This is a genomic window from Streptomyces sp. BE20, assembly GCF_036322525.1.
Taxonomy (GTDB): Bacteria; Actinomycetota; Actinomycetes; order Streptomycetales; family Streptomycetaceae; genus Kitasatospora.
Genome location: NZ_JAQYWW010001120.1, coordinates 1 through 9,305, shown reverse-complemented (window position 1 = coordinate 9,305; position 9,305 = coordinate 1). Strand labels below are relative to the sequence as shown.

Here is a 9,305-nt window from a genome sequence, read left to right as displayed (position 1 = left end):
CCATGCAGCTGATGGCCGGCGGCGCGCGGGCCAACCTCGGCCGCGACACCGAGGTCGTGCGCGAGGCCCTCGTCTCGCTGGAGGGCTCCGGACGGATGGCCCTGCGCGAGATGCGCCAACTGCTCGACGTCCTGCGCGCCGGGGACGAGCCCGAGGAGGTCACCGGCTCCCCCGCCGCCCCGCAGCCCGGGATCGCCGACCTGCGGCGGCTCGTCGAGGACTCGGAGCGCGCGGGCCTGCCCGCCGAGCTGGCCGTGCACGGCGAGGAGCGCCCGCTGCCGCCGAGCGTCGCCCTGACGGTGTACCGGATCGTGCAGGAGTCGCTGACCAACGCCCGCAAGCACGCGGGCCCGGCGCGGGCCCGTGTCCGGCTGACGTACCACCCGGACCGGGTGAGCGTCGAGGTGCGGGACAACGGAGCGGGGGTCCCGGTCGGTGCCGGGGTCGGTGCGGGGGTCTCGCTCGGTGCGGGCGAGCCGGCGGGGGCGAGGGGGTCGGACGGCTACCGCAGCGGGTACGGGCTGACCGGCATGCGCGAGCGCGTCGCCCTGCACGGCGGCAGCCTGACGGCCGGCGGCCTCGACGGCGGCGGGTTCCGGGTGGCGGCCGGCCTGCCGCTTCCACCGCTCGACTGAGCCGGGAGGCGCGGGCCTCGGGCAGAGACCGGGCCCGCGACAAAGGCCGGGCCCGGGGGCGGCCTCGCCCCCGGGCCCGGCGGGTGTGTCAGCGGCACAGGGCGGAGTCCACCAGGGCGTCCGCGTGCTGGTCGATCGCGTGGGTCGGGAGGACGGTCACCGCGATGCTGACGGCCCGGCCGTCCTCGGTCACGCCGCCGCCGGTCCGGTAGCCCGGGATCGTCCCGCCGTGGCCCCAGGCCACGCCGCCGCAGGACAGCGGCGTGCTGATCAGGCCCAGCCCGTAGCCGACGCCCTGGCCGATCTCGGGGGCCGGCACCGTGGTCCGCATCTGGGCCAGCAGCTCGGGCTTGAGGAGCCGGCCGCCGATCAGCCCGGTGAAGAACCGGTTGAGGTCGCCGGGGGTGGAGACCATCGCGCCCGCGGCCCACCCCCAGGAGGGGTCCAGCTCGGTGTAGTCGCGCAGCGGCCCGTCCTCGGTCGCCCGGGCGTAGCCCTTGGGGTGGGGCTCGCGGATGGTCCGGTCCCCCGGGGCGGGGAAGTAGGTGTGGCGCAGCCCGAGACGATCGACGACGCGCCGGTTGATCTCCTCGCCCAGGGGCCGGCCGGTGATCTTCTGGATGATCAGGCCGGCCAGCAGGTAGTTGGTGTTGTTGTACTCCCACTTCGTGCCCGGCGCGAAGTGTGCCTTCTGGGCGAGGGCCCGGTCGAGCAGCTCGCGGGGCTCGGAGTAGTAGTCCTTGTGCGAGAGGGCGAAGTCGCGGTCCACGTACTCGGGGAGGCCGCTGGTGTGCTGGAGCAGCTGACGGACGGTGATGTTCCGCCCGTCCAAGCCGTCGCCGCGTACCAGGCCCGGCAGGTAGGTGTCGACGAACCCGTCGAGCGCCACCTTGCCCTCGCCGACCAGTTGGAGCACGACCACGGCGGTGAAGGTCTTGGTGTTGCTGCCTATCCGCACCTGCCCGTCGACGGGCACCTTCGTGCGGGTGGCGAGGTCGCCGACCCCGGCGGTGTAGTTGCGGGTGCGCCCGTCCCGGTCCTTGACCGCCGCCAGCACGCCCGGCACGCCGTCCTCGCGCACCAGGCGGTCCAGGCCCTTCTGGACGGTGTCCGGCCGGGCGGCGGCCGTGACGTTCTCGGGGGTGGCCGTCGGGGACGGGGACGTCGCGAACGCCGGCTGGACCAGCGCGCCCGCCGTCACGGCCGCGACGGCCACGGCGATCGCCGCCGCCGTCCTGCGGCGACCGCCCGGACGCTGCCGGAGGGAACTGGACCGGTGCGCTGCATGCTCGTTCACGGAAGGGACTCCTGTGGTGAAGGGCTCTCCGGGGGACTCCCCGGCCGGTCTCCAGAGGACCATGCGGCGCCCCACCGATTCGTCCACGCCCAGAACGACCCCGACACCGGGAGCCGGGTCCGGGCCGCTCCTTTCCCGGGACCGTGCTCCCGGTCCCGCAGTCCGTCCGGCACGGCCTGCGGGCGGTCTACGGTACGGACTTCGGGACGGACTGGGGGCGGTTCCCGGGGCGGTCGTGCCCCGGGAACCGCCCGTGCCGTCAGCGCAGTGCGGCGCCGTAGACGTGCTCGACCTTCATCACCATCAGCACCCGCCGGTCGGCGACCATCACCGCCCGGTACTCGTCCCAGTCCGGGTGCTCGCCGGAGGCCCGGCGGTAGTAGTCGACCAGTGCCTCTGCCTCGGGCCCGTGCGGATCGCTCCCCGGCCCGGTGAGTGTCACCGTCCCCTCGGCGGTGGCCCAGGCCATGCCGTCCGCCCGGGTCACCTCCAGTGCGGCGCGCGGGTCCCGGCGCAGGTTGGCCGTCTTGGCGCGTCCCTCCGTCATCGACACGTACAGCAGCTCCGCCTCCCGGTCGTAGAAGGGCATCACGGGCGACAGTTGCGGGCGGCCGTCGGACTTGACGGTCGCCAGCACGCCGAGCCTGCTCACCGCGAGCAGCGCGCGCGGGTCGAACGGTGCCGCCGTCATGCCCGGCCCCCGTTCCGGGCCTGGCCGGTCGTCCCGGCGTGTGCGGTGTGGCGGGTGCGTTCGGGGTGGTGGGTGCGCCCGGAGTACTCGGCGTGCTCGATGGTCATGGCAGAATCGTGGACCTTCATACCGGTGTGAAGGTCAAGGGGGAAACGCAGGTGCTGATCGGGGAGTTGAGCCGGCGGACCGGGGTCCACACCCACCAGCTGCGCTACTACGAGGCGCAGGGCATGCTGCGGCCCGGCCGCGGGCCCAACGGCTACCGCGAGTACGCGGAGGCCGACGTGCTGACCGTCACCCAGATCAGACGGCTGCTCGCCGCCGGGCTGTCCTCGCAGGACATCGCGTACCTGCTGCCCTGCGCCGTGGGCGCCGTCCCCGACTTCGAGCCGTGCCCCGAGCTGCTGGACACCCTGCGTGCGCGTCTGCGCGGGCTGGACGACCACATCGACACCCTCACCCGCTCCCGCCAGGCGCTCCGCGCCTACGTGGAGGCCACGGAGCGCCAGGTGTCGGGGCACGCGCGGGGCGGCGACCGCCGGTCCGCCGCCGCGTGAGGCCGGGCGGGCCTGACGGTCAGTCGGCCGCGTGGACCAGCGTTCCGCCGACGTACGTCCGCAGGACCCGGGCCCGGGCGATCTCCTCGGCCGGGGCCGTGAAGACGTCCCGGTCGAGGACCACCAGGTCGGCGAGGTTCCCGGCCCGCAGGGTGCCCGCGTCGTCGAGGCCGTTCACGTGGGCCGCGCCGGCCGTGTAGGCGGCGATCGCGGAGGCGAGGTCGAGCCGCTGCTCGGGGAGGAAGACCCGGCCGTCGGTCGCCTCCGGCTCCATCCGGTTGACGGCCACGTGGATCCCGGCGATCGGGTCCGGGCTGCTCACCGGCCAGTCGCTGCCCGCCGCGAGGGTGGCGCCGGCCCGCTGCAGCGCGCCGAACGGGTACTGCCAGGCGGCGCGTTCGGGGCCGAGGAAGGGGATGGTCAGCTCGTCCATCTGCGGTTCGTGGGCGGCCCAGAGCGGCTGGATGTTGGCGATCGCGCCGACCCGTGCGAAGCGGGGCAGGTCGTCCGGGTGGACGACCTGGAGGTGGGCGAGGTGGTGTCGGGTGCCCCGCCACCCGTTGGCGGCGCGGGCGGCCTCGACGGCGTCGAGCGCCTCGCGCACCGCGCGGTCGCCGAGTGCGTGGAAGTGCACCTGGAAGTCGTGGGCGTCCAGTTCGGTGACGTAGGAGCGCAGCGCGACGGGATCGACGAAGCTCAGGCCGCTGTTGCCGGTGGCGCAGCCGCAGCCGTCGAAGTAGGGGCTGGTCATGGCGGCGGTGAAGTTCTCCGCGATGCCGTCCTGCATGATCTTGACGGCGGGGGCGCGGAACCGCCCCAGGGTCAGCTCCTCGCGGTGGGCGACGAGCCCGGGGATCTGCTCGGCGCCCCGCTCGCGTTCCCACCAGAGCGCGCCGGTGACCCGCGCGGTCAGCGAGCCGTCACGGGCGGCGGTGAGGTAGGCGTCGGACGGGTCGGGCTGGCCGTTGAAGGCACCGAGCAGCGCGTCCTGCCAGCCGGTGATGCCGAGGGAGTGCAGCAGCCGCTGCGCCCGCAGCAGGCCGGCCAGCCGGTCGGCGGCGGTCTGGGCCGGGACGAGGCGGGCGACCAGCCCGGTGGCGCCCTCCTGGAGGACGCCGGTCGGGGTGCCGTCGGCGTCGCGCTCGATCCGGCCGTCGGCCGGGTCCGGCGAGTTCCGGTCGAGGCCGGCCAGTTCGAGGGCCCGGCTGTTGACCCAGGCGCCGTGGTGGTCCCGGTTGAGCAGGTACACCGGCCGGTCGGGGACGACGGAGTCGAGGAGCCGCCGGTCGGGCAGACCGCCCTCGAAGCTCTCCAGGGACCAGCCGCTGCCGGTGATCCAGGGCCGGTCGGGGTGGGCGTCGGCGTACTCGCGCACCCTCCGCAGGTACTCCTCGACGCCCAGGGTGCCGGTCAGGTCGCAGTCGGCGAGCTCCTGGCCGCCGTGGACGGCGTGGATGTGCGCGTCCTGGAACCCGGGGAGCAGCAGTCGGCCGGTCAGGTCGACCACCTCCGTCCCCGGTCCGACCAGCTCCCGCACCTCGTCGTGGCCGACGGCCGTGATGCGCTCGCCGGTGACGGCGAGGCTGGTCGCACGGGTGCGGGCCGGGTCCCCGGTGTGGACGGGGCCGTGGGTGAAGAGCAGATCGGCCTTGGTCATGGGTGGTGCTCCAAGTCGGTGTCGTGACGGGTCGGGGGGGGTTGCCCGGCCGGGGGTGGGGCGCGGCGGCCCGCGGACGGTTGCTCCGCGGGCCGCCGCAGGGCGCCGGGCGGGTCAGCCGGCGTTGCCGCGGGCGGCGGCGCTCCCTGACGTGGTGGCGTTGCCGTGGGTGGTGGCACTGCCGTGGGTGGTGGCGTTGCCGGACGGGCCGTCGCCGGACGGGCCGGTGGGGCCGTCGGTCGCGGCGGCGTCGGCGGCGTGGGGGAAGAAGTACGGCGATCGGCGGTACCAGCGGGCCCACGCGGCGGCCACCAGCCCGGTGACGATCATCAGCGCGGGCACCATCAGGTTGAACCAGCCGTTGTCGGCGGCCAGTTCGAAGTGGTCCGTGGAGACGTAGAACGTCCGGACGAGGTACCCGCCGACGGCCAGCAGGACGATCGCGCCCACCACCGGCGCCACGACGGCGCGCAGCCCCTCCAGCGGTGCGGTCCGCAGCAGGTGCCGGAAGCGGACGGCGGCGGCGATCGCCGTGAGCGCGTAGTAGAGCGCCACGACGATGCCGATCGCGTTGACGGCGGCCGAGATCAGGTCGTTGACGACCGGGATGGACACCGACAGCAGCGCGAGCACGACGGCGATCGCGGTGATCAGGAGGGTGGCGACGGCCGGGGTCCCGTACCTGGGGTGCAGCCGCATCCAGACCGGGCCGAGCGTGCCGTCGCGGCCCATCGCGTACATCCCGCGGGCGGTCGGGATCACGGAGGCCTGGAGCGAGGCGACCGCCGAGAAGGTGAGGGCGATCAGCGGGAGCGCGGCCAGCGGCTGGTCGGCGAGCTTCGCACCGAAGTACGTCAGGCCCTGGGCGCCGTTGTCGGCCAGCTCGTCGAGCGGGAGCACCCGCTGGAAGGCGGTGCCGGCGAGCAGGAACAGCGTCAGCATCATGGCCAGCGCGATGAACCCGGCGCGGGACGCCTCGCGCGGGTGACGGACCTCCTCGCCGACGCTGAAGACCGACTCGAAGCCCCAGTAGCAGAACACGGCGAGCACCATGCCCTGGGCGAGCGCCTCGGGGGACGGGATGTCGAAGGGGTTGAACCACTGGAGCGAGAACGGCTGGTCCCCCGCGAACAGGCCGTAGCCGCAGAAGGCGAGCAGCACCGCGTACTCGAAGACCAGCAGGTACTTCTGGAGCCGGGCCGCGAGGTCGAGCCCGCGTACCGCGACCAGTGCGGCGCCGATCAGGACGGTCAGGCCGATCAGGGTGCACTGGAGGGTGGACTCCGGGTCGAGCCGCAGCCCCGCCACGCTGCGCACGCCGGCCTGGTCGGCCAGCTGGACGAGCGCCGAGCCGGTCACCGTCGTGGTGTACGCCATGAAGACGACGGTGCCGAGGGCGCTGACCCAGCCGGACAGGAAGCCCAGCCAGGGGTTGAGGGTGCGGCCGATCCAGCTGTAGCTGCTCCCCGCGTCGGGTTCGACCCGGTTGAGCCGTCCGTAGGCGCCGGCGATGCAGAGCACCGGGAGGAAGGCCAGCAGCATGATGGCCGGCAGGTGGAGGCCGACCACGCCGGCGGTCAGACCGAGTCCGATGCCGATGCTCGTGGTGGCCGCGGTACAGGTCGCCGCGATGGTGACGCTGCCACCGATACCGATGGAGCGGCGCATGGCCGCGGGCGCGCCGGGGGCTCCGGGTCCGCCGGGGGTACCGGTGGCACCGGCGGACCCGGGGGCTCCAGTCGCGCCGGGTGCGCCGAATCTCGGACCGTTACCCGTGTCCTTGGACGTACCGGCCAAAGGATCACCGCCTTGATCGTGGGGGGGTTCGGCCGAACGGCCGGTTGGCGAGCCATGAAACCGCCGGGCCCGTTCACACGTCAATGCCGTTGTCATAAGCTCCCGCCATGGCCGAGCGAGTAGTCCCGGAGCCGCACCGGCGGCGCAGACGACCCACCAAGCAGGGCGTCGTCCTGTCCGAACAGTTGATCGTCGACACCACGTTGCGGCTGGTCGGCAGCCACGGCGCCGAGGCGCTCACCGTCCGGCGCCTGGGCGCCGCCCTCGGCGCCGATCCGAGCGCGATCTACCGGTACTTCCACAGCACCGACGACCTGCTGCTGGCCCTCGCCGACGAGTTCGTCGGCCGTGCCCAGAAGGGCTGGCGGCCCACCGGCGACTGGCGCGCCGATCTGCGCGAGATCGGTCTGCGCCTGCACGCCGCCTACCAGACCCACCCGCAGGCCGCGATACTCGCCGCCCACCGGACCACCGGGCGCGAGCACGAGATGCGGGCCGTCGAGCGGATCCTCGGCGTGCTGCGCGGCGCCGGCTTCCCGGACGTCGAGGCCGTCCGGATCTACCACGCCTTCGTCGACCAGGGCCTCGCGTTCGCGGCCCTCGACGCCGCGGCGCTCGCCCTGCCGCCCGCGGCCCAGGCCGCCGACCTGGAGGTCTGGCAGGCGCGGTACGGCCGGCTGGACGCCTCCACCCACCCGAACATCGCCGCGACCGCGGGCCTGCTGGCCCAGGACATGCGGCGCAGCGGGTACCCGTTCGCGCTGGAGCTGCTCCTGGAGGCGGCGGCGGCCCGGCTGGCGGCGACCGACGGGAACGCCGCGACGGGCGGGAAGACGGGCGGTGGCGCCGAGCGCGGGCGGTGACGGCGGTCCGAGCGGCGGCGGCCCGGCGCCCCGCGTCGGGCCACTGCCCGTTCCCGCAGGTGGTCGGCGGGCGGCACCGGCCGGGTGCCCGCTCGGTGCGGAGCCCCGAAATCCGGTGGGGAGCCGCCGCCGTCTCGGATAGGTTTCCCTCGCCGAGGCGTCGAGCCACCGGGACGAGGACGGCTACCCCCGCGACGGCTGCCCCCGGCGACGGCGGCCCGCGTGGACGACGGACCGGTGACAGGCCCGCGGACCGACGAAGGGGAGAGCCGTGTCCGAGACCGACGAGGCGATACACGAGCTGCTGGTGGACTCCGCGCAGTTGCCCCCGGGCGGCCGGGTGGCGGATCTGGGCTGCGGGCGAGGTCCCACGCTCGCGGCCTTCGCCCGCCGGCTGCCCTCCGCCCGCCTGATCGGGTTCGACGTGTCGACGGCCGACGTCGAGGCCGCCCGGACGCTGTTGGCCGACCACCCCGGCGGCGCCGAGCTGCGGGTGACCGACCTGTCCGGCCCGCTCCCCCTGGCGGACGACAGCGTCGACGCGGTGGTCTCCTACAACGTCCTGGAGTGCCTCGCGGACCCGGCCGCGCTCCTTCGCGAGGTGGCGCGGGTGCTGCGCCCGGGAGGACGCGCCGTGGTGGCCCACGTCGACTTCGACTCACTGATGGTCGCGGGCGCGCCCCGGGAGCTGGACCGCCGCGTCTGCCACGCGTTCACCGACGACCAGCAGCCGTGGATGACGCACGCCGACGGCCGGATCGGGCGGAAGCTCCCCGGCCTGCTCGGGACTTCGCCGCTGGTGGTCGAGGACGTGGTCCCCCTGGTGACCACCTCGACCGTGCTGGAGGGCCACGCCGCCCGCCGCATCGGCCACATCCGCGAGGCGGTGTCCGGCGCCGCGGCCACGGGGCGCGGGCCGGTCTCCGCCCAGGAGGTCGCGGACTGGGACGCGGCCGTCCGCCTGGCGGCCGCCGAGGGCAGGTTCTTCTTCGCCGAGACGGCGGTCACCGTCATCGCCCGGGCCGTCGCCTGACGCGCACGCGCAGCCGGGTACCGGGTGCCGGGGGGCGCGATCCCGTGGTGGCGGGCCGTGGCCGTGCCCCGTGCCGGCGGTCCGGGGTCCGTGGCCCGCGGCCTGCGGTCCGGGGTCGGTCAGGGCGTGGACGCCGCGCGTTCCGCCCCGTGCCCGGCGGGTGTCGCGGCCCCGTCGGCCCCGTCGGTCGCCCCGGCCGCCCCGATGGGCGGCAGCGGCAGGTCGGCGACCACGGCGAAGCCTCCGTCAGCCTGCGGGCCGACCGTGAGGGTGCCCCCGTGCAGGGTGACGCGCTCGCGCATGCCGACCAGGCCGTAGCCGCCCGAGCCCGCCGCCCGGACGCCGTCCTGCGGCAGCACGCCCCAGCCGTCGTCCCGCACCTCGACGGTGATCCCGTCCTCGCGGTACGTCAGCCGCACGGTCGCGCGGGCCGGCCCCGCGTACTTGCGGGTGTTGGTGAGGGCTTCCTGGACGACCCGGAACACCGTGAGGCCGACGGTCGGCGGCAGCGGACGCCGCGGCCCACGGACGTCGAGCGCGGTCGGCAGTCCGGCGAGGCGGGACTCGTCCAGCAGACGGTCGAGGTCGTCGACGCCGGGCTGGGGCAGCGACGGCGCGGTCTCCGGCTCGTCGTCGGCGCGCAGGACGTCGAGCAGTTGGCGCATCTCGCGCAGGGCCATCCGTCCGGAGCCCTCCAGCGAGACGAGGGCCTCGCGCACGACCTCGGTGTCGCGGCCGAGGTTGGCCCGCGCGCCGCCGGCCATCAGCTGCATGG

At 75.0% G+C, this 9,305-nt stretch carries 9 protein-coding genes; 4 read left to right on the top strand and 5 right to left on the bottom strand.

Annotation, left to right across the window (positions count from 1 at the left end; translation table 11 throughout):
* The coding region (locus tag PUR61_RS34490) for a sensor histidine kinase (RefSeq protein ID WP_329883473.1) at positions 1-635 on the top strand (635 nt) is incomplete at its 5' end.
* Positions 636-723: 88 nt separating this feature from the next.
* Here PUR61_RS34490 and PUR61_RS34485 read toward each other — a convergent pair.
* Together PUR61_RS34485 and PUR61_RS34480 are read right to left on the bottom strand one after the other, a co-directional pair.
* Positions 724-1,932 (bottom strand): serine hydrolase domain-containing protein, encoded by a 1,209-nt coding sequence (locus PUR61_RS34485; protein ID WP_443035289.1) that lies wholly within the window; start codon positions 1,930-1,932, stop codon positions 724-726.
* Between the two features lie 259 nt (positions 1,933-2,191).
* Positions 2,192-2,623, bottom strand: coding sequence for a PPOX class F420-dependent oxidoreductase (locus tag PUR61_RS34480; RefSeq protein ID WP_329883472.1), 432 nt, complete (start codon positions 2,621-2,623; stop codon positions 2,192-2,194).
* 158 nt (positions 2,624-2,781) lie between these two features.
* Here PUR61_RS34480 and PUR61_RS34475 point away from each other — a divergent pair, with 158 nt between their 5' ends.
* On the top strand, positions 2,782-3,180 hold the full coding sequence (locus PUR61_RS34475; RefSeq protein ID WP_329883474.1) for a MerR family transcriptional regulator: 399 nt from the start codon (positions 2,782-2,784) through the stop codon (positions 3,178-3,180).
* A 19-nt stretch (positions 3,181-3,199) separates the two neighbouring features.
* On the opposite strand, the gene PUR61_RS34470 is transcribed toward PUR61_RS34475, so the two are convergent.
* Both PUR61_RS34470 and PUR61_RS34465 read right to left on the bottom strand, forming a co-directional pair.
* The gene (locus PUR61_RS34470; protein WP_329883471.1) at positions 3,200-4,837 is read right to left on the bottom strand and encodes an amidohydrolase; all 1,638 of its coding nucleotides are present in this window, start codon (positions 4,835-4,837) and stop codon (positions 3,200-3,202) included.
* A gap of 114 nt (positions 4,838-4,951) precedes the next feature.
* The gene (locus tag PUR61_RS34465; RefSeq protein WP_329883470.1) at positions 4,952-6,505 is read right to left on the bottom strand and encodes an APC family permease; all 1,554 of its coding nucleotides are present in this window, start codon (positions 6,503-6,505) and stop codon (positions 4,952-4,954) included.
* A 236-nt stretch (positions 6,506-6,741) separates the two neighbouring features.
* Here PUR61_RS34465 and PUR61_RS34460 point away from each other — a divergent pair, with 236 nt between their 5' ends.
* Positions 6,742-7,497 (top strand): TetR/AcrR family transcriptional regulator, encoded by a 756-nt coding sequence (locus PUR61_RS34460; protein WP_329883469.1) that lies wholly within the window; start codon positions 6,742-6,744, stop codon positions 7,495-7,497.
* A 271-nt stretch (positions 7,498-7,768) separates the two neighbouring features.
* Positions 7,769-8,530, top strand: a complete 762-nt coding sequence (locus tag PUR61_RS34455) for a methyltransferase domain-containing protein (RefSeq protein ID WP_329883468.1) — start codon at positions 7,769-7,771, stop codon at positions 8,528-8,530.
* A 119-nt stretch (positions 8,531-8,649) separates the two neighbouring features.
* Here the strand turns inward: PUR61_RS34455 and PUR61_RS34450 are convergent.
* On the bottom strand, positions 8,650-9,305 hold a 656-nt coding region (locus tag PUR61_RS34450; RefSeq protein ID WP_329883467.1), incomplete at its 5' end, for a sensor histidine kinase.